The 22,445-nt window shown below is 46.5% G+C and carries 23 protein-coding genes; 14 read left to right on the top strand and 9 right to left on the bottom strand.

Annotation, left to right across the window (positions count from 1 at the left end; all coding sequences use genetic code 11):
- Positions 1–13: 13 nt before the first annotated feature.
- Positions 14–1,498, bottom strand: coding sequence for a peptide MFS transporter (locus tag QMY49_RS17700; protein WP_009696908.1), 1,485 nt, complete (start codon positions 1,496–1,498; stop codon positions 14–16).
- Between the two features lie 374 nt (positions 1,499–1,872).
- A complete protein-coding gene (locus QMY49_RS17695; protein WP_283315773.1) occupies positions 1,873–3,243 on the bottom strand; it encodes an L-serine ammonia-lyase in 1,371 nt (456 codons plus the stop codon).
- 144 nt (positions 3,244–3,387) lie between these two features.
- On the opposite strand from QMY49_RS17695, the gene QMY49_RS17690 reads away from it, so the two are divergent.
- Positions 3,388–4,230, top strand: coding sequence for a YdcF family protein (locus QMY49_RS17690; protein ID WP_283315772.1), 843 nt, complete (start codon positions 3,388–3,390; stop codon positions 4,228–4,230).
- A 9-nt stretch (positions 4,231–4,239) separates the two neighbouring features.
- Here the strand turns inward: QMY49_RS17690 and QMY49_RS17685 are convergent, their stop codons facing one another.
- On the bottom strand, positions 4,240–4,914 hold the full coding sequence (locus QMY49_RS17685; RefSeq protein WP_009696910.1) for a hypothetical protein: 675 nt from the start codon (positions 4,912–4,914) through the stop codon (positions 4,240–4,242).
- A gap of 259 nt (positions 4,915–5,173) precedes the next feature.
- On the bottom strand, positions 5,174–5,434 hold the full coding sequence (locus QMY49_RS17680) for a putative hemolysin (RefSeq protein WP_283315771.1): 261 nt from the start codon (positions 5,432–5,434) through the stop codon (positions 5,174–5,176).
- A 260-nt stretch (positions 5,435–5,694) separates the two neighbouring features.
- On the opposite strand from QMY49_RS17680, the gene QMY49_RS17675 reads away from it, so the two are divergent.
- Positions 5,695–6,213, top strand: coding sequence for an NUDIX hydrolase (locus QMY49_RS17675; protein ID WP_005445385.1), 519 nt, complete (start codon positions 5,695–5,697; stop codon positions 6,211–6,213).
- A 403-nt stretch (positions 6,214–6,616) separates the two neighbouring features.
- On the opposite strand, the gene QMY49_RS17670 is transcribed toward QMY49_RS17675, so the two are convergent.
- The 4 genes from QMY49_RS17670 to flgA all read right to left on the bottom strand — a co-directional run bounded on the left by QMY49_RS17670 (position 6,617) and on the right by flgA (position 9,015).
- A complete protein-coding gene (locus tag QMY49_RS17670) occupies positions 6,617–7,294 on the bottom strand; it encodes a lytic transglycosylase domain-containing protein (protein WP_033008241.1) in 678 nt (225 codons plus the stop codon).
- A 43-nt stretch (positions 7,295–7,337) separates the two neighbouring features.
- A complete protein-coding gene (flgN, locus tag QMY49_RS17665) occupies positions 7,338–7,775 on the bottom strand; it encodes a flagellar export chaperone FlgN (protein WP_005445383.1) in 438 nt (145 codons plus the stop codon).
- A 22-nt stretch (positions 7,776–7,797) separates the two neighbouring features.
- The gene (flgM, locus tag QMY49_RS17660) at positions 7,798–8,079 is read right to left on the bottom strand and encodes a flagellar biosynthesis anti-sigma factor FlgM (RefSeq protein WP_026000156.1); all 282 of its coding nucleotides are present in this window, start codon (positions 8,077–8,079) and stop codon (positions 7,798–7,800) included.
- A 138-nt stretch (positions 8,080–8,217) separates the two neighbouring features.
- A complete protein-coding gene (gene flgA / locus QMY49_RS17655) occupies positions 8,218–9,015 on the bottom strand; it encodes a flagellar basal body P-ring formation chaperone FlgA (protein WP_283315766.1) in 798 nt (265 codons plus the stop codon).
- Between the two features lie 78 nt (positions 9,016–9,093).
- On the opposite strand from flgA, the gene flgB reads away from it, so the two are divergent.
- The 12 genes from flgB to QMY49_RS17595 are packed head-to-tail and all read left to right on the top strand — an operon-like array spanning position 9,094 to position 19,114.
- Entirely contained in the window at positions 9,094–9,456 is a 363-nt protein-coding gene (gene flgB / locus QMY49_RS17650) for a flagellar basal body rod protein FlgB (RefSeq protein WP_005445380.1), read from the top strand.
- A gap of 2 nt (positions 9,457–9,458) precedes the next feature.
- A complete protein-coding gene (flgC, locus tag QMY49_RS17645; protein WP_005445378.1) occupies positions 9,459–9,893 on the top strand; it encodes a flagellar basal body rod protein FlgC in 435 nt (144 codons plus the stop codon).
- Positions 9,893–10,576, top strand: a complete 684-nt coding sequence (flgD, locus tag QMY49_RS17640) for a flagellar hook assembly protein FlgD (RefSeq protein ID WP_009696914.1) — start codon at positions 9,893–9,895, stop codon at positions 10,574–10,576. Before flgC ends, flgD begins: the two co-directional genes overlap by 1 nt.
- 26 nt (positions 10,577–10,602) lie before the next feature.
- Positions 10,603–11,802 carry a flagellar hook protein FlgE gene (flgE, locus tag QMY49_RS17635; RefSeq protein ID WP_005445376.1) on the top strand — a complete coding sequence of 400 codons (1,200 nt, stop codon included), beginning with the start codon at positions 10,603–10,605 and terminating at the stop codon, positions 11,800–11,802.
- Positions 11,803–11,814: 12 nt separating this feature from the next.
- A complete protein-coding gene (gene flgF / locus QMY49_RS17630) occupies positions 11,815–12,546 on the top strand; it encodes a flagellar basal-body rod protein FlgF (protein ID WP_029789141.1) in 732 nt (243 codons plus the stop codon).
- 60 nt (positions 12,547–12,606) lie between these two features.
- Entirely contained in the window at positions 12,607–13,392 is a 786-nt protein-coding gene (gene flgG, locus QMY49_RS17625) for a flagellar basal-body rod protein FlgG (RefSeq protein WP_005445374.1), read from the top strand.
- Between the two features lie 32 nt (positions 13,393–13,424).
- Positions 13,425–14,096, top strand: coding sequence for a flagellar basal body L-ring protein FlgH (gene flgH / locus QMY49_RS17620; protein WP_009696916.1), 672 nt, complete (start codon positions 13,425–13,427; stop codon positions 14,094–14,096).
- Entirely contained in the window at positions 14,096–15,217 is a 1,122-nt protein-coding gene (locus QMY49_RS17615; protein ID WP_005445371.1) for a flagellar basal body P-ring protein FlgI, read from the top strand. Before flgH ends, QMY49_RS17615 begins: the two co-directional genes overlap by 1 nt.
- A gap of 10 nt (positions 15,218–15,227) precedes the next feature.
- Positions 15,228–15,776, top strand: coding sequence for a rod-binding protein (locus tag QMY49_RS17610; RefSeq protein WP_283315761.1), 549 nt, complete (start codon positions 15,228–15,230; stop codon positions 15,774–15,776).
- The gene (gene flgK, locus QMY49_RS17605) at positions 15,777–17,150 is read left to right on the top strand and encodes a flagellar hook-associated protein FlgK (protein WP_005445369.1); all 1,374 of its coding nucleotides are present in this window, start codon (positions 15,777–15,779) and stop codon (positions 17,148–17,150) included.
- 12 nt (positions 17,151–17,162) lie between these two features.
- On the top strand, positions 17,163–18,062 hold the full coding sequence (flgL, locus tag QMY49_RS17600; protein ID WP_005445368.1) for a flagellar hook-associated protein FlgL: 900 nt from the start codon (positions 17,163–17,165) through the stop codon (positions 18,060–18,062).
- A gap of 11 nt (positions 18,063–18,073) precedes the next feature.
- On the top strand, positions 18,074–19,114 hold the full coding sequence (locus QMY49_RS17595) for a hypothetical protein (RefSeq protein WP_005445367.1): 1,041 nt from the start codon (positions 18,074–18,076) through the stop codon (positions 19,112–19,114).
- A 250-nt stretch (positions 19,115–19,364) separates the two neighbouring features.
- Here the strand turns inward: QMY49_RS17595 and QMY49_RS17590 are convergent, their stop codons facing one another.
- The gene (locus QMY49_RS17590; RefSeq protein WP_283315757.1) at positions 19,365–22,082 is read right to left on the bottom strand and encodes a DUF2339 domain-containing protein; all 2,718 of its coding nucleotides are present in this window, start codon (positions 22,080–22,082) and stop codon (positions 19,365–19,367) included.
- Positions 22,083–22,445 lie beyond the last annotated feature (363 nt).

The raw sequence follows: 22,445 nt of genomic DNA, 5'->3' as shown, positions 1-22,445 counted from the left end.
GTGAAGAGGAATATTAGTTTTGTGCGTTAGCCTCAACCATTTCCAATTCAGCTTCACTGCGTTTGGCAGCTTCAAGCATTTTGCGGATGATGAAAGAAGCACCTAGTGCGATAGCAACCATTACAACAGCGAGCACGGTTAGCAATTGGAAGTAATCACCGTAGACGTGTTGTACGATTTCTTGGGTGATTTCTTGCCCTTTTTCTAGAGCGATAGAAGTCGAGAATGCAGCACCAACAATACCACTCAGCGCGATAGCAACAGAGAACAAGCTTACTGAGAAGTTTTCAATGTGCTTCGGTGCAACCGATAGGATAAATGCAACGACCATTGAGCCTACAATCACTTCTGCAATTGCTTGGAAGAAGTGAATCGCTAGGAAGATCTCAGGCATGATGATTACGTCTTCGCCCACTGTGGTTACAGCGAAGGTTAGGATGCCGAAAGCAATCGCTGTTAGCACGAATGCCAACGCAATTTTAGTTGCTGTAGATAGATGAATATCGCGTTTTTCTAGCACACCAAAGAAGCCAGCTACGATAGGACCACCAACCATACACCATAGCGGGTTCATCGCCATTGCAGCTTCAGGTTCTAGTGGAATAAAGCCAAATAGGGAACCTTTTAGTGTGTTGATCGCCACCATGTTCATTGAAGTCATCATTTGACCGTAGTAAACGAAGAAACACGTGGTTAGGAAGGTTACGATAAGGATGGTACCCATCTTCAATGATTCCGCTTTGCTTGCTTTCAACATCAAAGAAACAAAGTAAAGAATTGCTGCACCACCAATGGCGTAAACGATGTTTTGACCGATATCCATGTTTGAGAACATGAAGAATACCAACGCAATCATCGCCACAGAAATAAGAGCAAAGAAGATCCAGTTTTTGATGCTAACGGTTTGTTTGTCTAGATCTGATGCGACACCAACCAAGCCTTTGCGGAACACAAGTAGCATAACCAGTGCTGCGCCTGCCATTACTGCAGAGATGGTGAAACCGCCATTAAAGCCAATCACCAATACAATCATTGGGAACAGGTATTGACCTAGGAAGGCGCCTACGTTGTTCACTGAGTAGTTGATTGGATAGCCTTTCTCAAAGTCTTCTTGAGACTTAAAGGTACGTTTGTACAAGCTAGGGTAGGAAGGTGACATCAAACCACGACCGTAGCTTGCTAGTGCGATACCACACATAGACAGTGGTACGTTGGTAGCCGAAGCACCAAGAACAAGCAGCGCGTAACCAGATGCGAATGCTAGGAAGGCAATCGATAGAGAACGGTAAGCTCCTAAAAATTTGTCAGCGATGAAACCGCCAGCAATCGCAAATAGGGGACCAATCGCAGAAAAGGCACCCACGATCATCATGGTATCAGCTTCGTTGTAATTCAGATCCTCTAAGAAAAAACGCGTTAGACTGACTAACACGCCGTAGAATGATAAGCCAAACATCATTTGGCAGAACATCATAGATTTATTTAGTTTATTCCACATAATTAAATACTTACTATTGCGAGAAAGGTAGTTATTATTTCTGTTAAATGTTACTTAAACGCTATGTTACATATTGAAACAATTGTCGCATAAAACGAATTTAATGCACTAAATTTTCTAATGCGAAACGTTTGCCTTGCTAATGTATTGTTCTAGATCAACTAGGAAATATATGAATAAATGACTAAAAAATAACATTTTATAAGACTATTATTCTTTAGTGGTTTTTAAGGTTTTGAAAAGACGTTGAAATAATAAGCAGTCGAGAGTGAGGTGGGAGATAGTGTGATTTTTATGCAGGAATAAAGACGTTGGCGGAATTTTATCCGCCAACAATGAAAAATATTAATTAGCAAACGCTGAAATAAAGTATGCTATTCGCAAGGTGGTGCCATGTGAATCACTGCCAGACCGCCGAGTGACGTCTCACGATATTTCTTGTTCATGTCTTTACCTGTTTGGTACATGGTTTCGATAACTTTATCTAATGAAATAAGGCATTTGCTAGTGCGTTTTAACGCCATGCGTGATGCATTGATGGCTTTCATTGCGCCCATCGCGTTTCGTTCGATACACGGAACTTGAACCAAACCGCCAATTGGATCACAAGTCATGCCAAGTGAATGCTCCATAGCAATCTCAGCAGCAATGCAGATTTGCTCGTTGCTGCCACCACGCAGTGCGGTTAAACCTGCTGCTGCCATAGAAGAAGAAACGCCGACTTCTCCCTGGCATCCGACTTCTGCACCAGAAATCGAAGCGTTGGTTTTGTACAAGATACCAATCGCTCCAGCCACAGCTAAGAAGTCTTTCAGCTGTTTGTTGTCGAGCTCTTTGATGAAACGATGGTAGTACATGAGTACTGCGGGGATGACGCCAGCTGCGCCGTTGGTTGGTGATGTGACCACCTGACCGCCAGCCGCGTTTTCTTCACTTACTGCGAAAGCAAATAGGTTTATCCAATCCATGATCTCCATTGGATCGTTTTCTACTGCTGCGTTAGCTTCAAGCTTTTTGAGTAGGTTAGGCGCTCGGCGTGTGACGTTTAACCCGCCTTCAAGAATGCCTTCGGTGTCAAAGCCACGTTGCATACACAACGACATTACTTTCCAGATCTGTTCTGCTTTTTGGTCGATCTCTTCTTGCTCACGGAAAGCCAATTCGTTTTGAAGGATCATTCCCCCTAAGCTAAAGCCGTTTTGCTCTGCTTTTTCTAACATCTCGTCAGCAGACGTGAAAGGATAAGCAACTTGGATTTCTGCCTCATTGCCACCGTTTTCTAGCTCGGCAGCAGTGGCAATAAAGCCACCACCGATGGAATAGTAAGTTTCAAACGCCACTTGCTCACCAGCAGCATCAAAAGCCGAGATGGTCATGCCGTTTTCATGAAGAGGAAGGTTATCGCTGTGGAAGACGATATCGTGCTCATAACTAAACACGATTTCATGAACACCTGCGACAGAGAGCGTGCCGTGTTCAATGGTATGTTGTAGCGCGCTTTTCGCGCTCGTCATCTTGATAGTGTCGGGTTTATTACCCATTAGCCCTAAGACGGTAGCACGATCCGTGTGGTGTCCTTTACCGGTGAGCGATAAAGAGCCGTAAAGGTCGACTTGCACCTTGTGCACTTTCGCCATAGAGTCGCTAAGCAATTGAGTGAAATGGTAACCTGCGAGCATAGGACCATTGGTGTGGGAGCTAGAAGGACCGACACCGACCTTAAAAATATCGAAAATCGACAGCATAATTGACTTCCTTTCTTTGCGGACCTTTGTCAAGGTCTCTAGAACGATATTGTTAATTAGATGTTAATGCCTGAAAGAGTATTGGCAAAGCAAATTTTTGTATACAAATTGTTCGCGAAAGTATGAGTAATTGAGATCTCGGTAATGAAGTTAAACAAGGTAGTGATCATTCTAGGTAAGCGTTTGGTGCATGATCAGCTCAGTGCTGAAGGGCGCTCACGTGTGGAAGCTTTAGTTTCCGTTTTAAACCAATGGGATTTTGAGTCAACGGCATTGGTTTTTTGTGGAGGGGTCACTCAAGGTCAAACGATCTCTGAAGCGGATGCGATGTATCAGTATTTTGGTCAGCTAGCCAAGGTTAGGGGAATCGACTTTCCTGATCAGCAAGTCATCATCGAGAGTCGTTCCCTGAATACCGTGCAGAACATGCAAAATGCGGCAAAAGAGCTACTGAAAAGTGGATTATGTCCAATGGGACAAGCTATCGAAGTCATACTGCTTTCCAATGACTACCATTTAGAGCGCATTATTGAGATCCAAACCTTGATGGATGAACAAGGCTTATTACGAGAATTGAAATCGCGTTGTGCAGACATGGGAATAGAGCTCACTGTTTCACTAGATATCGCTGAGCATATCAGTGTGCCATATCCAAACTCAGGCACTCAGGCAGATGCGTTTCTTTTATTTGATGAACTGACGACTTATCGTGTTTATTTGGAAGGGGTGAAAAACAAGGCATTTAAGCGAGACTTGGCTCAAGTACAAGCGAAACCATTAGCGATAGCTTTAAAAGCAATAGAAAAACTCCAAACTTTGCCTTTAACACAAGACGTTAAAAACCAAATCGCAGAGATGAAAAAGGCCATCGAAATGACGGCCTTTGATGATTCAGTTTTTGCAGCGCAACAAGCGTTGGCTGTGTTTCATCCGATACTCACGGCGTTAAATCAACGCCTTGACCCAGAAGCGAGTGTATCGGAATGAAACTCAGGTTTACTGGCGTTTAAGTTCACGACGAGTACGAACTGCGCTTAGTGCAATAAGGCTGTAGCACAATAGCTCGATGCCTTCTTCAGAGATGTTTTTCACATCACGCACGTAGTGCTCACCCATAACGTGTTGCCAGAAACTTCCCATTCCGTATAAGCGAGAAAATACCACCAATAAAACAACAGAGCCAATGAGCAGTTTCATGTATGGCGACTGAAGTATAACCGCCATCTGATTCACGGTACCTTTACCACCTTGGTAAGCTTTTGCACATGCGAGTGCTGTTACTGCTAAGGCTGGGAATACCCAAGAGCCATGGTGAATCATATCAAACCAGTAATCCATTTCGCGGATCATCAATACCGCAAAAAAGCCAGAGATAAGGATTGCGGCGTGCGATAAGTGAGCTTCTTGCTTGGAAACGCGATAGAACGACCAAGAAGCGACGGCTAACATGATCAGTTGTAGCGTTTCAGTGATGGATGTTTCACCCAAGCTTGAGCCCAGTAGAACGTAATCTACGCGAATACTCAGGTTCACTAAAATACTAATCGCGATGATGGTCAATGCACTCAACATCGCTTTGTAGATAACGCGCTTTGATTCTTCAGTAATTTTTGAGTCTTCAACAAGGTTGGATTGTGCCGATTCGACTTGTTTGACAGTATCTATTTTCATCCTGACCACCCGCTCCAATAAAAATGTGGAAAAAACGTGAAATTTCGTGATGTGCGCGAGAAATTTTATTGCCCAAGTGGAAAGTAATGTCAGAGGAATGTCAGAAATAAAACGGCGTTCGATATGGTGTCGCTATGCGGTAAGGCTGGTGAATAAAGGACTAAGTGTCAGAAATCTGGAATGTTTAGATAAAATAAAAAGGAGCATGAAGCTCCTTTGTTGTGGATTGTGCAATCTTAGATTGCGTAAATGTTAACCATTACGACTCAGCGTCTTCTTTGTGGTTTTTACGGTAATATTCCCATTGCTCAACACGCTCATTTTCAGACAATAGGCAGTAAGTTACGCGTTCACCGTTTTCTGTCACTGTATCTAGTTCACCACCTTGCTGCACGCAGTATACTGCTGCTGGGTTTGCTGCTGATGTGTATTCGTTTGAGCGAGTTGCACCTTCATAAGTAGAACAACCTGCCAACACCATTGCTGCCACCACTGCCGTTACTAAAGCCGTCTTTTTCATTCTTGATCTCCGCGTGGGAATTACGAGTAGTGTGTTGATTATAGGAGAGTTTAAGAAAAATACTGTCTTATGTTTGTTAAAAGCACGACGCTTGAAAGGGAATTCTGTGTAATTTTAGAATTTGCTCACTGTTCGTCTGTATATCCAAGTATCTCAAGGTTATCTTGGGTGGCATTGTTGTAGGCTTGCGCAAATTGAAACTTGGGAATAGTTATGAATTTCGGTAGTATGCGCGCAAAACATTCACAGCGGATCCTGCGATGAGACACTTAAAAACAACTACGCACCCAGACATCGAACATTTGGATGACAAAATCATCTTTCAGCGTAATGCAGCACGTGCCATTGTGCTTGATGGTGAAGATGTTCTTCTCCTCTACACTGAACGTTACCACGACTACACTCTGCCGGGTGGTGGTATTGATGAAGGCGAAGACGTGATTGCAGGTTTGGTTCGTGAACTTGAAGAAGAAACTGGTGCGAAAAACATTCACAACATTAAGCCATTTGGTATCTTTGAAGAGTTTCGTCCTTGGTACAAAGACGATGCGGATGTGATGCACATGACGTCATACTGCTACACGTGCAAGATTGACCGTGAGCTAGGTGAAACGTCTTATGAAGATTACGAAGTGAAAAACGGCATGCGTCCAGTTTGGATGAATGTGCATGATGCGATTGCGCATAATGAAAAGACGATGGCAGAAAGCCCAAAGAAAGGAATGAGCATTGAACGCGAAACCTTCTTGCTCCAACTAATCGCAAAAGAGTTGTTGTAATCACCCTCCGATCAAAGTTGTAACTTCCAGCCAATAAAAAAGTCCGAGCTCCCCCCCGGAACCCGGACTTATTCCAGACGCGCAAGCGAAGCGTCATCTCGATATTCTGTATTTTGTTTCAATCTGTAAAAACAATAGCGGTTTTATATTTGTTGTGTAAATAATTAATAGGTCTAACCATTGTTTTTCACTGAATTTGCACCCGTAATGTGATGCATCTCTACTCAATACACAAGCACAAATTGGTGAATTATCAGCAAACCACTGCTCTTTCTTATCTTTGAGATACATTACCTTAACTTTTATGCACGCGTTTGCATCGAGATCACGAGTTTGCAAATTGGCAGTACAGGATCTTGTATTTTTACGAACACCTGACATTGTCGAGTTTTAGTGATAGGTGTCACAATTCGACCAGAGGTGGTAATCGACTAAGGTCTATAAGCGGTTTGGTGTAGATAGATGACTGCTCGGAAAATAACAGCAAAGGCTGAAAAGAATCCGTACGAAGTTGTTGTACATCAACCAAGCGCTCTAGTGCGTAGAAGCGGTTGACGTACTCTTGTGTTTCATTGGGTAAAGTGAGCGCATCAAAATGTCGACTGCCCGCATTTTTCATCGCCCTTGATACGCGTCCCTCGCCCGCGTTGTAAGCTGCTAGAGTCAGTGCCAAGTCTTGATCAAACTTCTCATACAGGAACGCCAAGTATTTCAACGCCGCTTGAGTGCTGGCTTTGGTATCAAACCGTTCATCATCGGTGTCTGATACTTGTAAACCAAATCGTGTCGCTGTGGCAGGGATTAATTGCCATAGACCCGCAGCATTCGCATGTGAGACGGCTTGAGGGTTATAGGACGATTCCAACATGGGCAACAAAACGAATGTGGGCGGTAACGACTGCTGCTTAAGCTGTTTGAAAATATGATCGAGCAATGGGCGAACAGAATCGAGACGTTTGGCAATTTGGCTCTGGTAGGGCGCGAGCACTTGATATTGTTGGGTAATGGTTTCTTCGTTGGGTTTGGCTATTGAGAGAGAGGAAAAGCAGGTGAGCCAAAACGCAAAAAAGCCCACAGTAATCGACCTGGATGGAGGAAGATTCTGTAGGCAAGGCGAGAATTGTTTAGAACGAACGCTCTTCATAAGTGTGTTGCACAGGTTGCTTGAGTTGACTGACCAACTCTTGGAACGCCGCAGAGCTTTGACCGTTGCTCTGATTGTCCGTTTGGCATTGTTTTACCAAGGTTTCCAACAGCGCCCATTGTTTTCTTGCTTGCGTGCCAATTTTGGCAGGCAGAGCATTGAAAATTCGATTCACACTGGTTTCGTTGCAAGGGAGTCCAAGCGAGCGCATCAACTGACTTCTTTCACTCGCCGAGCGACTAAGTCGATTCAAAATTGGCGTTTGCTTTTGAATGTTCTCGCTAAGCGATTCCCCATCAAACTTCAAATACAGCGTTTTTTGTTGCTGAATAAGCTCTAGCAATTGCTGGTAGAGTTTAATGTCTTCCGCTAGGGAACGAACAAATTGTTGAATGTGCTGCGATGCGGCCGTTGCCATGCATGACTCCTAGTGCGCTGCGTTACTCGTGACCAGTGTGGAACTGCATTACTGCTTTGGATAGTGCTTTGGTATCCAGATTCAGTTCACCACGTGCTAATGCGTTGCGGATCTCTTCAACCTTTGCCATATCTACGTCTGGCAGTGATTTCATTTCTGCTTGAGCGCGATCGATGGCGGCAGTGTTAGCTTGGAATGCTGGCTCGCTAGTTTTGCTCTGTGCGATGGTTTCGACAGGCTTCTTGCTTGCTTGCTGGAATTTCGTTTGTGGGACATGACCGCCCGCGACTTTGTCGATTTTCATGCTGTTGTCCTCAATCATCATGTTCTAAATCGAATAGGCGACTAGGGTGTGATGAACATTAAATATTTATTTTTTGTACTCGAAGTTCACCTGTGCTGACGAGTGTAAAAATCAAAAAATGATAACCTGAGTCCAAAATCAGAACTGAGTATGTACTTGATTTAACCCTGTCACGACTGCTCGTATCACTTTGCCAGAGCTGATGTTTTCTACATCGATCTGCTGACCTTTCTTTCCCTGTTCTAGGGCGACGCCTTTGGTACTGGCGCTAAATCCATCTTTGCTCGCAACAATAATCACCTCGTTGCCTTTCTCAACCAGAGCAGGGGAGCTTAGGTTTGAAGGGTCAATAATTTGTCCGGCGCGAATACGGCGAGAGGTCTCCAATCCTACCGCTTGGTTCACTTGTGTGTAGAAGTCGTCTTGGCGCGAAATCGTGCGCGTTTCAGATTTTAAATGAGTCGCGGAGATCGTTTCGTTACGCCCAATTGTGTTGGTCGCAACGAGGACAGGGAGTGTCACTGCAGATTTGATTGTAACGTTGATTCGCCAAGGAGAGGTGATGTCCTCACAACTGACCGCGCGCTTCAAATTGCCAACAGGAAGTGAGCGATTATCTCGTCCTGCGATGACCAAAGGCGACGTACAGGCGGGCAAGTGATTGGCAGAGCCCGGAACCCAAATACGATATTCGAGCTGATAGGTTCCCCAATGGTGTGAACGCGCGATTTGTGCGACTTCTTGCTCAAATTGTTCACTGACGGTGACTTTTAGTTCGTTCGCCGTGAGGGTTTTCTCAGCGGCAGCGGCACTTATCGAACTGGCACTCAAAACCAAACCACAAAGCAGCATAATTTGGGGAAATCGACCTTTCCCCTTGTTTTGAGTGGTTTCCGTAAACCGGAAGCGAGGCTTCCTTCCTTGTTTGTAATTCATTGATTTTTATAGTTAATTTTTATGGCACGCATCTTGTTTCATTCTTGGCGTATTCGAGCCGACTTGAAGGAAAGATGCATGGCGATCACATTCGAAAATGCGTTAGGTGTACATCCAGAGGCACTTAATTTTCGCGTTCAGCGTACCAAAGTCCTCGCCAGTAACCTAGCAAATGTTGATACCCCAGGGTACTTGGCAAAGGACCTGAGCTTCACCACCGTGATGAACAATATGTCGACGGGAAGTGTGAGCAAATCAGTGCCGAAGTTTCAGGTAGAGGCGCAATATTCAGTGCCTTACCAAAACAGCAAAGACGGCAACACCGTGGAACTTGGTGTTGAACAAGCCAAATTCACACAAAACAACATGGACTTTCAAACCAGCCTGACGTTTCTCAACATGAAATTCAGTGGCTTGGCGAAAGCGATTGAGGGACGTTAAACATGTCATTTACTGATATCTATTCGATCACTGGCTCAGCGATGACGGCGCAAACCGTTCGTCTGAACACGGTAGCCAGTAACCTTGCAAACGCTGATGCGGTGTCTGCCAACCCAGATGATGCCTACAAGGCACTTAAACCTGTGTTTGCGACTGTGTATCAAAAAACGCAAATGGCAACAGAGAACAGTGCTTATCCAAATGCAGAAGTTCGCATTGTGGATGTTGTGAAAAATGCAGGGCAGGCAGAGAAGCGCTTCGAACCTAATAACCCATTGGCAAACGATGAAGGTTACGTGTACTACCCGGATATTGATGTGGTGTCAGAAATGGCAGACATGATGTCAGCGACACGCAGCTTCGAGACCAATGTCGAGGTATTGGCGAATGTGAAAAGCATGCAGCAAGGTCTGCTTCGATTAGGGCAGGGTAGCTAATGAGTATTGCACAATACACCCCACTGTCTTCCGATAAACCGGTAGCAACCAAATCTGGCAGTGACGCAAGTGTTTCCGCCAACCCATCAGATATGAACAGTGCCAGCTCACTGCAAAATGAGTTTATCTCGTTGATGGTGGCACAAATTCAAAACCAAGACCCACTAAACCCGTTAGACGGAACCGAGTACGTTGGTCAACTTGCGCAGTTTTCTCAGGTGCAGAGTACCGAAAACATGTCGAAGTTGATGCAAAACAGCATGGTGTTACTCGACAACATGCAAGTGCTTTCGACCGCTGGTTTGGTTGGTCAAACCGTGTACGTTTCATCGAATGAGTTTGAACTCGGTGAAGGCGCGCAAAACGGCAAGATAGAACTAGAACATGGTTCTAACCAAGTAACGCTAGTGGTGAAAGACCAGTTTGGTCAATCAACGAAAGTGCCTCTTGGCGCGCACGCTGCTGGTGATTTGGAATTCTCCATTAATCCTGAAGAGCTCGGTTTGAAACCGGGTAAGTACACCGTTGCGGTGGAAGTTCAAGATGGGCAGAAAAGCCCTAAAGTTTTGCTGGCAGGCACGGTTGAGCAGGTTCGTATTCCAAGCTCAGGTGGCTCAGCACTGGTCAATGTTCAAGGCGTTGGCAACGTTCCTTTCTATCAAATTACTCAGTTTGGTGCTTAACCAAATAAGGAAATCAGAGGTTATTTATGAGTTTTAACATCGCACTTAGTGGTCTGGACGCGACCAATACAGAATTGAACACCATCAGTCATAACATTGCTAACGCATCGACGTATGGTTTCAAAGGCGGTCGTACTGAATTCGCGGCGGTTTACAACGGCATGCAGCCAGGCGGCGTAGAAGTGGCGTCAATCTCTCAGAACTTCGAAAAAAACGGTTCTGTAACGGGTACTGGCAGAGCAATGGACCTAGCAATTAACGGCAACGGTTTCTTTGTGACCAAAGACTCTATGGGTCAAATGCTCTACACCCGTGCTGGTGTATTTAGCACAGATAAGAACAATTTCGTTACCGCGAACAACGGAACCAAACTACAAGGCTACAGCGTTGACAACAATAATAACCTGCAAACAGGTTCAGTCGGCGATATCAAGGTATCCACTTCTTCTCTGAGTGCTAAAGCAACAAGCAGCTTAGAATTTGTTGCTAACTTCGATGCAAGTGCGACCAAGATTGATCAAGCGGTTTATCCATTTAATTCTTCGGACCCTAAATCATTCAACTCTTCTTACACCACCAAGGTTTTCGACTCGCTAGGCAATTCCCATACGGTGACTCAGTACTTCACTAAAACGTCAGATAACGAATGGCAAGTGAATGTAGAAGTGGATGGCGCGCCTACGACTCCTGCAACAGCTCAAACCGTTCAATTCAATACCGATGGTACGCTGGCTTCTCCTGCTGGCGCATTTAATGTGGCATTCCCAGCCGCGGGTGCAAACGCAATGAGCGTTGATATTAGCCTTTCAGGTAGTACTCAGTTTGGTGCTGCATTTGGCGTGAGCACCAATAATCCAAATGGTTACACATCGGGTGAACTTGCTGGCGTTCGAGTGGAAGACAACGGCATGGTTTACGCGACGTACACCAATGGTCAATCTCAACTTCAAGGTCAAGTAGTGCTTGCGGACTTTGCTAACACGCAAGGTCTATCGAAAGTGAGCGGTACCGCTTGGACACAAAGCTTTAGCTCTGGTGCGCCGATCATGGGCGTTCCGGGTACAGGTACACTGGGTGACCTTACTCCGGGTGCATTGGAAGGCTCTAACGTTGACTTAACCAGTGAGCTTGTCGCGCTAATGACGGCGCAGCGTAACTACCAAGCGAACGCCAAAACCATCTCAACCAACGACAAGCTAACTCAAGCTCTGTTCAACGCAGTGTAATGGGAGTATTGCATGGATAGCTTGTTATTTACTGCAACGTCTGGTGCGAGCCGAGTTCTTAAGGCTCAGCACGTTCGTTCTAACAACTTATCGAACGCCGACACCGCTGGTTTCCGTGCGGATATGGAACGTGTACGAAGCGTTGAATTGCAAGGTGCGGGCTTTGATGGTCGCACCATGGTGGTGACGAACTCTGCATCGACGCGTTTTGATTCTGGCGACATCATGAAAACGGGACGCCCCTTAGACGTTGCGATCATGGGTGAAGGCTACCTAACAGTAGAAACACCGGCTGGAAATGAGGCTTACACGCGTGCGGGTAACATCAAAATCGATACGTTTGGTGCCATGAGTATCAATGGATTTCCCGTTGTAGGTGAAAACGGACCAATGATCGTGCCTGATTTTCAAAAGATTGAGATCAGTGAGCGCGGTCGCGTGTCTGTGATCCCACCGGGCGGTGGTGCAGAAGTTGAAGTTGGCACTTTAAAAATGGTGAAACCTGCCATTAACCAACTTCAGAAAGAAAGCGACAGCTTACTGCACAGTGTTGATGGTGTGCCTTTTGTCGCTGATGAAACGGTGCAATTGGCACCAGAGCATATCGAAGGTAGTAACGTTTCAGCCATCGATGAACTACTCAGCGTGATGTCACTGACGCGCAACTTCGAGATGCAAGTTCGCATGATGAAAACCGCAGAAACCTTGGCGCAAGCCGGAAACAAATTGATGGCAGCGAGATAACACTTTTTGCTCAACGTAAATCGTGCTTCTAGATAATTCCTGCCACAAAGGAGATAACCAATGCATTCAGCATTATGGGTAAGTAAAACGGGCATGGCAGCTCAAGATACAAAAATGACTGCCATCTCGAACAACCTAGCAAACGTCAACACGGTCGGCTTTAAGCGTGACCGAGTAGTGTTTGAAGACCTGTTCTACAGCATTCAGCGTCAGCCAGGCGCGCAAGTTGACCAAGTTAACGAGCTACCAACCGGTGTTCAGTTGGGTTCTGGTGTTCGTGTCGTGGGGACGCAAAAAGTCTTCACACAAGGTAACACACAAAACACGACTGGTGAGTTCGACTTGGCGGTAATGGGTCAGGGCTTTTTCCAAATCGAAAACTCTGACGGTCAGATCATGTACACCCGAAATGGTCAGTTCCATATCAACTCAGAAGGTTTGATGGTGAACAGTCAAGGTCTACCACTAGAGCCTCAAATTCAGATCCCAGATAACGCCATTTCATTCTCTGTTGGTGTGGATGGCACGGTAACAACTACGTCAGCCGATGACCCGACGCCGCAGCAACTAGGGCAAATCACTCTGGCTAAGTTCATTAACCCTGCGGGCTTAGAAGCAGTGGGTGGCAACTTGTTCCGTGAAACAGCAGCAAGCGGACCAGCTGACGAGTTAATCGCAGGTGAAGATGGCGCGGGCAGCATTAAGCAAGGGGCTTTAGAAGGCTCTAACGTGCAAGTTGTTGAAGAGATGGTCGACATGATCACAACTCAGCGCGCATACGAAATGAACGCAAAAGTCGTTTCTGCAGCGGATGACATGCTGAAGTTTGTCGCACAGGCAATGTAGGTAAGAAATTGGTGATGATGAAGGAAAAAGCAATGAAATGGCTTTCGAAAAGTTGGGCAGTTGCCGTCGTGTTGCTGGTGGGATGTGCTGGGCGTCAGGAGTTTATTCCGCCTGAACCAAATGCAGAGGAATACGCGCCGCCGGTGTTGGATTACACCTTGCCAGAAGCAAACTCAGGTAGCCTTTATCGTCACCAATACACCATGACGTTATTCCAAGACCGACGTGCCTACCGTGTTGGTGATGTCTTGACGGTGCAGCTATCGGAAGAGACGGAATCTAGCAAAAAAGCAGGCACTAAGTTTGGTAAAAGCTCAACTGTAAATTTTGTTGCGCCAACCATTGGCACTAAAACCATCGATGAATTGGGTGTAAGCGTGGACGGTAGCCGTAATTTTGATGGCAGCGCTTCTAGTTCACAGGGCAACAAATTACAGGGTGCAATCACGGTTACTGTGCATGAAGTGCTACCAAATGGTGTGCTTCGTATTAGCGGTGAAAAGTGGTTGCGACTTAACCAAGGCGATGAATTTATTCGCCTAACTGGCATCGTGCGTGTTGATGATATCAACCGTAGCAACCAAGTTTCTTCTCAGCGTATTGCAGATGCTCGTATCACCTATGCAGGTCGCGGCGCATTAGCTGACAGCAACGCAGCTGGGTGGCTGACGCAGTTCTTCAACAGCCCATGGGTACCATTCTAATGAAGCCAATAAACGCATTCTTTTCTTCTTTCCTATTGGCATTGACCTTGGGACTTCCTGCCACTTCGCAAGCTGAAGTGGAAATTCCGATCATGGACTTGGTGGATGTTCAGGGCATCCGAGAAAACCAATTGGTCGGCTACGGTTTGGTAGTGGGCTTGGCAGGTCAAGGTGATCGGAACCAAGTTAAATTCACTGCTCAATCGATTACCAACATGTTACGCCAATTTGGTGTACAAATTGATGACAGCATGAACCCGAAACTACGTAACGTGGCATCGGTGAGTGTTACTGCATCGGTAGACCCAATGGCGGGACCGGGTCAAACACTCGACGTCGTAGTCTCTTCAATTGGTGACGCGAAAAGCTTACGTGGCGGTACGCTATTACTTACACCACTGCGCGGTATTGATGGTGAAGTTTATGCCATCGCTCAAGGTAGTGTGGTAGTTGGCGGCTTATCGGCAGAAGGCAAAAGCGGCTCCAAGGTAGAAGTGAACACACCAACTGCAGGTCGTGTTCCAAACGGTGCAACGTTGGAGCGAGAAATCGAAACAGACTTTAACCAGCGTGGTGAAATCACGTTAAACCTTCGTAAACCAAGTTTCACTACCGCAAAAAACATCGCCCGCGAAATCAACAACACCTTTGGTCCAAATGTAGCGAAAGCAATCAACAAAGCACGCGTTGAAATGCGTGCACCAATGGATACCCAGCAGCGTGTAACCATGATGTCGATGCTAGAAGAGATGAGCGTGGAAGAAGGTCGTAAACCGGCTCGAATTGTTTTCAACTCTCGTACTGGCACCGTTGTCATCGGTAAAAATGTCAAAGTGGGCGAAGCGGCAGTTAGCCACGGTAACTTGACTGTCCGTATATCGGAATCGCAGCAAGTTAGCCAGCCGAACGCCTTTGCTGGTGGTGATACAAAAGTCATAGATCAAACGCAAATTAACGTTGATGAAGAGCTTGCGCAAATGGTGATATGGCCGCCGGGAACGGAGCTGAACACCATCGTCAATGCAGTGAATAGCTTAGGTGCAACACCGACGGATCTGATGTCGATTCTGCAAGCACTCAGTGAAGCGGGTGCGTTGAATGCCGAGCTTGTCGTGATTTAAGGAGTTTGAGATGAAATTAGATACCAGTAACGATCAAGCCAAACTGAGCTCCATGTTGTATCACGACAATAGTGCGCTAGCGAACATCAAGAGAAGCCGTGATCAAGAAGGTGCCTTGGAAGTGGTTGCAGGTCAGTTTGAAGCCATGTTTCTGCAAATGGTGCTTCGTCAAATGCGCAGCAGTAGTGACGTGTTGGCTGACAAAGACAGTCCGTTTGCTAGCCAACAACAAGGTGTGTTTCGCGATATGTATGACGGTCAACTGGCAATGGAGCTTGCTAAAAAGCAAAATGCGGGCATTGCCAATATGCTGGTTCAACAGCTAAGCCCATCAATGCGTGAGGTAGCATTCGACCAATCACGCAGTATCTCTTCGGCGAATGATGGAAAAGTGACCTCGCTTGAACGCAAGTCACAACTTGAAAGTTATGATATCGCCACAGTCACTGATGCAGTTAATTCCGTGCAGCAAGTGGTCGCCTCTGTTAAACAAGTGCTCGGTGAAGCCGGTATGACGACCGCGTTTACTCAGCCGCTGATCAGAAAAATGGAGCTGTAAATGAACCTTGTTAATATCGGCCTTTCAGGCTTGAACGCAAACCAAGTCGCACTTGAAGTGACGGCACAAAACGTGGCAAACATCAATACGCCAGGATACAGCCGTCAACAAGCGCTTATGGCATCTGTAGGGGATGGTAAGTACAACAAGCTCAGTCCGGGCATTGGTGTTGAAGTCACAAGTATTCGCCGCGTAACAGACCAGTTTTTGGTCAAACAGACTTGGTCGACAAACAGCCTAGCGTCATACTCAAGTGGTTACACTACCGCAATGAGCCAGCTTGAAAGTACGCTTGGCGCTGATGGTTTTAGTATTTCTGCGGGCTTGGATTCGCTTAACGCAGCTTTGAATGATGCCACAGTAAAACCAGAATCAATTCCATACCGTCAGCAAATTATCAACGAATCAGAAGCGTTAGCGCGTCGCTTCAATACGTTAACCGAGTCGCTTCATAATCAGCATAAAGACATGAGTGAGCAACGTAATGCGGCGTTAAATCATGCCAATAGCTTGATGACGAACATCGCTCACATAAACAAACAGATTGTCGAAATGCAGGGAACGGGCGGTAACCCGGCTCAGCTAATGGACACTCGTGATGTTTTGATTGGTGAGCTCTCTCAGATCGTTGAAATCAAGACAACGGATCAAGCTGATGGAAGCATGCAAGTGACACTCGCTTCAGGTCAGCCTTTGGTGATGGGGACTGATTACGGTCAGCTAACGTCGAAGCCAAATCCTTCCGATCCTTATCTTGCTGATTTAAATGTTGAGTTTGCTTCTCAAAGTTTTGGTCTCGATCAATCTGTCGGCGGCAAATTGGGCGCGATTAACGACTATCAAACAGAAATCCTAATGCCAAACCAAGTGGCACTAGACGATATGGCGAAGGCGATGGCAGACGAGTACAACGCGGTACTTGCGACGGGTAAAGACCTTAAAGGTAACCCGGGCAAACCTTTGTTCAGTTACGACCCAGCAAACCCTTCATCTAGCTTAAAAATTACGGGAATCAGCGCAGAGGAATTGGCATTCTCAAGTGATGGCGCACCAGGTAATGCCGACGTACTGAATAACTTGATTAAGTTGAGCAACAAACCGGTCGCCATTACAGGTTTTGGTTCTTTGAGCTTGAACGATGCATTTACCGCAATGGTTGGTGAAACGGCGATTAAAGCGCGCCAAGCTGCGGCAGATTATGAAGCAAAAACCGCAATGAACAAGCAAGCTCACGCGGCACGCGATAATGTTAGTGCGGTTAACAGTAATGAAGAAGCGGCGAACTTGATGACGTTTGCTAACGCACACAATGCCAATATGAAAGTCATTAGCACAGCTAACCAACTTTTCGATGCTGTATTGCAGCTTTTCTAAAGGGAACTCGATATGCGAATCAGTGACACTCAATTTAGCCAAATGATGCTGCAAAGTCTGCAAACCAACAACGCAGGCTTGGGGAATGTGCTACAACAAATGTCGACAGGTAATCGACTGACCAAGCTTTCAGACGATCCAATGGCGTCCATTAAGCTACTTAACCTTGAGCGTGAAAACAGCGCAATCGGTCAGTACCAAAGCAATATTGCCAATCTGAAAACGACGCTTTCTGCGCAAGAAACACATTTGGATTCTGTGAATGAAAGCCTGAAAAGTGTTCGCGATTTGGTGCTTTGGGGGGCAAATGGCTCGTTAACCGATGATGACCGCAGCGGCATGGTTACCGAACTAAAAAGCTACCGAGATGCCATACAGTCTTCCTTTAATGCACAAGACGAAGAAGGTCATTACTTGTTTTCAGGCACCCAAACCGACAAACCAGCGGTGAGTAACGGGGGCGGTGTTTACCAAGTAGACGGCAACAGCGATAAGCGTGTTGTGACGGTTGCTAAAGGCGTCACCATGGAATCCAACATGACCGCTAAAGACATTTTAGAGCTTGGCAGTGGCGACAATGTGCTGAACCAACTTGATGCTTTAATTGCAGAATTTGAGAAGCCGAGTCCGAATTTTCGAGCTGAAGTGGACGCTAGCCTTGCTGCCATTGATGATACCTCTGCAAACGTATTAGGTGCTATCACAGAGATTGGTGGACGCCACAACAACCTAGATCTGATGGATGGAGCTCACGGCGAAAACAAGCTGTTTGTTGATAAAGTGACGAACGATTTGTCTGCGCTCGATTACGGTGAAGCATCAGTACGTTTGAGCAACTACATGGCAGCGTTACAAGCAACGCAAGCTAGCTACGTTAAGATCAACGATCTCAACCTGTTTGATCGTATTTAAGGAAGTTTTATATGGTGATGAGCACAGTAGAGGTAAGACCCCACAGTATACGCTTAGGTGGGCAAGAACAAGCCTCTATCATGCCGACCCGCTCAGCGGATACGAGCAGTGCGATTAAACCGCGTCCTAGGCAAGTTCAGGCTGACACTGCGTCAGCCTATTCTGTTTCCGGTATTCAGCTTACTCAAGGTCAGCAACAAGCAACTGCTGTGCAGATCGCATCAAAATCGCTGCAAGTGATTGGTAGAGAGCTGACTCAAATTAAGCGAGGTTTGACTCAAGCCGTTAGCCAAGGCACACAGAACGTCCCTGGTTTGCAAGACAGTTTAGTTCGCTCCAAAACGTCCATTCAGCAAGTGGTTGATCAGGCGCGTTTTGATGGACAAAAGGTGATTGATAACGAACTGCACCTAAAACTGGATAAAGCCGATATTCGCCGCTTCTCTATCCCGGGTTTGAACGTACATCGTTTGAGTGAAAAAGCAGAGCAAATTCGCTTGGATTTTCCGCAGGGTCAATCGGTGATGATCCAGTTTGACGGTCAGGCGGATGGTGCGCGTACGGTGAAAATGCTCGATCGCAGTTTGATTGCGATGGGAATGCGCGCATCACTGGCGGAAGACGGCACTATTTTATTTGAAGCGCGCGATACTGCTTATCAGCAAATGCAGCAAAAGGTATTGGTGACGGGTGAAGGGCATCGATTCCCAGCGGGGCACGCCAATGTTCTGAACCTAAAATCGGAACCTGACGGTATTGCAGAGTTAAGCTTTGACCTAGGTTCTCGCGATGGCATCAAACAAACTATTGCCAAGGTGAATCAGCATCTAAGACAAGTGCAAACCAGTTTGGAAGAAGCCAAAGCTTTTCACGGTGAGTTGAGTGCTCAGATGCGTTCGGTGCAAAGTAAATCTAACCAGATGAGTGCCGAGGATGTGAATTCGAAACTCGATGGATTTATGGCAACGTCAGATCAATTTACGTCAACGTTCCAAGCGCTTAATGCACAAGCGAATGTGCGTCGCCATACGGTTGTGGCGCTCCTGAAATAACCTTTCAAGAACACTCCAAGATTCCCTTCTCGATTCTATATGTGGTTTCAAAAACCAGAAAAGAGTTGGGAATCGTCTTTCTAGTTCGCGATTAAAAGAGAGATTCCAGACACTTCGTTCCTCAGTTCTGGAATGACGATCATTAGGCACGTATTCCGCTTTAGAATTCGTCAACCGCTCAATACTTTTCTGGGTCATTCCCGAGAGCGACGAAGGAGCGACGTCGGGAATCTCTGTCTAAGTTCAAACTCTATTCTGCTTGCTCAACAGGTCCTGCAACCGAACGATGGAGTTTTTGGAACAACCACCCAAGTCCAATCAGTGACGCCCCTAACCCCAAGAAGCTAACCGCTCGCCAGAAGCCATCTAGTGAGCTTACATCCCACAAGAACACCTTAAGCGCGACGCACGCCAACACTGCCAAACCAATGCGTTGAATCGTCATCGCTTTACGTGTTGCGCCTACCCAAGTGAGTAAGCCGCCGACAATCAAACCAGCAATCGAGTAGGTAAACAGCTCAGCCATACCCGTTGGTTGAGCTAGCGTCATCGAGATAGGCTGCCAGAATTGGCGGATCGACATACCTAGCCAAGCTGCCGTTAAGATAAGACCAAAGCTAGCAACAATAGGGCGTGGGATTTGCAGTGTGTTCCAGTGTTTGTAAGTAGTTACTAGCAAAATAATTGCAGGCAGTAGCCAGCCGACTGATAGCATGTTGAACACAGGCACGGACTCAGCGGAAACATTATTGACCATCAACGGTGATTCAAGGCTATTGAGTAGCAACACCAACACAACAAAGACGCCCCAAAGTAGGTAGCTGTAAGCTTGATAAACACGTTCTAATTGTTGCGCGAACTTGCTGCGATAGCTGTAAACCAATCCCATCACTAATGCTTGGTTGGCAAACACAATGGCAGAAGTGAAATCGACGTAGCCAAGGTAGCCGTATTGCCCCGTCAGCCAGTAGTTGGTCTGAGTGAACACTGCCATCAAGAACACGTGTAAAAATGCACCTTCAAACCAATTGGCGAGTTCTGTATCTGAGTGATGTAATACAGTACGAGCGTAAGCAAGAATCGCCAAAGACGGCAAGTAACTGATCAATACCCAAGCCCAGTGTCCTGCATTAACGGGTTGCCACTCTGGAATGAATGGTAGCAAAGTCAGACGCACGACCAAGATCCCCATGGTAACTTTCACTGCCCAACTTGCAGGGCGGAACAAGTTGGCTTGAGTTTGTAATGCCATAACTGCCACTTGAATCGAAATGGCAGTCGTAAGCCATGTGTCATTGAGCCAAACAAAAGCCGTTCCTGCAATGATGGCGTGCATGATAGCTGAACACTCCAGCGCCAGAGCTTTGAATTTCTGTCCGAGTAAGGCGTAATAAACCGCAATCACGGCGGTGAAGAGTGTCCAAGCAAAAACATGACGACTCATAAACTCGTACGCGTAGAGCAGGGTAATCAATGTCATTGCTGGGGCAAGAACAAGGAAGAGGATACCCGTCAGCCGTGAGTGATCACCTGCTAGGGTCTGGAATAATGTTCGCAGTGCAATCAACGCAATACTGACACCAAGCGCAACCAATACTGGTGTTTGCCCCTCTGCCATATAGATAGACTCAAGCGCGATAGAAAGCAGCATGATTGCGGTAGAAGCCACCAAAATTGATGGTAAAAAGATTCTTAACGACCAAGCCTTTCGAACGGCTGGTAGCCAAATCATGGCAATAAAGAACACATAGAAGTAAACCATCTCTGCGGTATCAACGCTAGACATGCGAGCCAATGCCGACAGCATTAACAACGTGACAGCCAGAGCAATGCCTGTTGGCGGATGTGTCCACTTACCTTGGCAATGACGGTAACGCGGTTTGAGCATCCAGCCCATTCTTGGTACGACAAACAACAGGTACAAACTGAGTGAAAGGAAGAGCGTAAGCCAAGAGAATAGTTGCTCTATTGGTATGCTTTCGATCAGCAGAAGCATCCACAAAACATGCGGCACGGTCATCGATGGTGAAATCCAAGCGTGTCGGATCTTTTGCATTAACAAAGTCGCTGCAACTGAAATCGCAGTGATATAGCCCGCGAGCAAGTAATAGTTGGGCTCTGCGCCGCCAATCCACAGGGGCGCGGAGTAGCCGCCGATCAAACCAAGTACAGCCATTAAAGGTCCCTGGCGCAGGGAGAGAGCTAAGCTCGAAAATGCGGCGCCCGCTAAGATCAGCAGCGATGCACTGGGCGATAATAGTTGATAGAAGACAAACGCAAAGATCACCGTGCAGTAAATCCCTGTTAACCCTGTTCCGGTAATGGCAGCAGGCACGTAAGTAAAACCTTTCGCTCGTTCTGCTCGGTCTGAGGATTTTTGCTCACGGCGATGGAACCACTCACCTGCTATCACGGTAGCAAGGGAGATTGAGAATGCGATGGTCACGCGCATGATTGGTGAGAACTCGATATGACTGCCAATCACTTGCACGAGATAACCGCCACCAATCAACATGGCGAGTGCGCCAACCCAAACCAACCAATTTTCTTGGATGTTGGTCAGCAGTTTATTGGCTTGCTTCTCAAAAACGGATTCACTGCTATGGGCTAAACCACCAATGTGCACTTCGTCGAGTGACGGGAGGCTCGGCTCAACAATCGGTTGTGGCACTTCTTTGGCGGCTAGAGACGCAGTTATTGGCTCTGGATCTGATTTAAGCTTCGGAGCATTAGGTGGTACGGGACTGTCTGATGGTGTTGACGCATGCAGTGTTGCAGTAACCTTATGCTCAGGCTGTGGAGTCGCTGATGTATCTCCCTCAAACCAACGCGCACGCAGCTCTGTCAGTTCTTTATGAAGCAGAGACACTTCGTCTTCGAGCCTTGATATTCGACCAACTGCTTTCCATGTGATGACTATGGCACAAACCGCCAAGATGACCGCCAATGAGATTAACAACTGCTGCACTCCCTTCCTTGTTTGAGAACCCTTAACTTTGAGCAACTTAGCTAAGTTTAGTTCACTGCGTGGCAAGCTAACGGGATATATACCCAAGTGACTTCAAGATGCAGGATTCAGAGCGTTGTCATTGATTCTCTGTTTTTACCGAAAGCAAGCAAGGAAAACAACGTAGCGTAATAGCCCGCTCTTTCCAAGTTGTTTGACGCAGCAATCGGGTCAATGACACGCTCCCAAAGGGCGAGTTGACTGGGCTTGTATACTTTGTTGTCGGTTCTTGATTTAGACCCGCTAGACCTTTAAATCGCCGCCGCGTCTACAAACCCAGTCATTCTCGCTGAACCGAGCATCTCGAGGTTACTTGGGTATACA

Source organism: Vibrio harveyi, from assembly GCF_030060435.1.
Taxonomy (GTDB): domain Bacteria; phylum Pseudomonadota; class Gammaproteobacteria; order Enterobacterales; family Vibrionaceae; genus Vibrio; species Vibrio harveyi.
This window is presented reverse-complemented; position numbering and strand designations above follow the sequence as displayed.

Bases quoted from the DNA above. Each gene is read 5' to 3' on its own strand.
- QMY49_RS17700 (WP_009696908.1), bottom strand. From the start codon at position 1,498: ATGTGGAATAAACTAAATAAATCTATGATGTTCTGCCAAATGATGTTT.
- QMY49_RS17695 (WP_283315773.1), bottom strand. From the start codon at position 3,243: ATGCTGTCGATTTTCGATATTTTTAAGGTCGGTGTCGGTCCTTCTAGC.
- QMY49_RS17690 (WP_283315772.1), top strand. From the start codon at position 3,388: ATGAAGTTAAACAAGGTAGTGATCATTCTAGGTAAGCGTTTGGTGCAT.
- QMY49_RS17685 (WP_009696910.1), bottom strand. From the start codon at position 4,914: ATGAAAATAGATACTGTCAAACAAGTCGAATCGGCACAATCCAACCTT.
- QMY49_RS17680 (WP_283315771.1), bottom strand. From the start codon at position 5,434: ATGAAAAAGACGGCTTTAGTAACGGCAGTGGTGGCAGCAATGGTGTTG.
- QMY49_RS17675 (WP_005445385.1), top strand. From the start codon at position 5,695: ATGAGACACTTAAAAACAACTACGCACCCAGACATCGAACATTTGGAT.
- flgN (WP_005445383.1), bottom strand. From the start codon at position 7,775: ATGGCAACGGCCGCATCGCAGCACATTCAACAATTTGTTCGTTCCCTA.
- flgM (WP_026000156.1), bottom strand. From the start codon at position 8,079: ATGAAAATCGACAAAGTCGCGGGCGGTCATGTCCCACAAACGAAATTC.
- flgA (WP_283315766.1), bottom strand. From the start codon at position 9,015: ATGAATTACAAACAAGGAAGGAAGCCTCGCTTCCGGTTTACGGAAACC.
- flgB (WP_005445380.1), top strand. From the start codon at position 9,094: ATGGCGATCACATTCGAAAATGCGTTAGGTGTACATCCAGAGGCACTT.
- flgC (WP_005445378.1), top strand. From the start codon at position 9,459: ATGTCATTTACTGATATCTATTCGATCACTGGCTCAGCGATGACGGCG.
- flgD (WP_009696914.1), top strand. From the start codon at position 9,893: ATGAGTATTGCACAATACACCCCACTGTCTTCCGATAAACCGGTAGCA.
- flgE (WP_005445376.1), top strand. From the start codon at position 10,603: ATGAGTTTTAACATCGCACTTAGTGGTCTGGACGCGACCAATACAGAA.
- flgF (WP_029789141.1), top strand. From the start codon at position 11,815: ATGGATAGCTTGTTATTTACTGCAACGTCTGGTGCGAGCCGAGTTCTT.
- flgG (WP_005445374.1), top strand. From the start codon at position 12,607: ATGCATTCAGCATTATGGGTAAGTAAAACGGGCATGGCAGCTCAAGAT.
- flgH (WP_009696916.1), top strand. From the start codon at position 13,425: ATGAAATGGCTTTCGAAAAGTTGGGCAGTTGCCGTCGTGTTGCTGGTG.
- QMY49_RS17615 (WP_005445371.1), top strand. From the start codon at position 14,096: ATGAAGCCAATAAACGCATTCTTTTCTTCTTTCCTATTGGCATTGACC.
- QMY49_RS17610 (WP_283315761.1), top strand. From the start codon at position 15,228: ATGAAATTAGATACCAGTAACGATCAAGCCAAACTGAGCTCCATGTTG.
- flgK (WP_005445369.1), top strand. From the start codon at position 15,777: ATGAACCTTGTTAATATCGGCCTTTCAGGCTTGAACGCAAACCAAGTC.
- flgL (WP_005445368.1), top strand. From the start codon at position 17,163: ATGCGAATCAGTGACACTCAATTTAGCCAAATGATGCTGCAAAGTCTG.
- QMY49_RS17595 (WP_005445367.1), top strand. From the start codon at position 18,074: ATGGTGATGAGCACAGTAGAGGTAAGACCCCACAGTATACGCTTAGGT.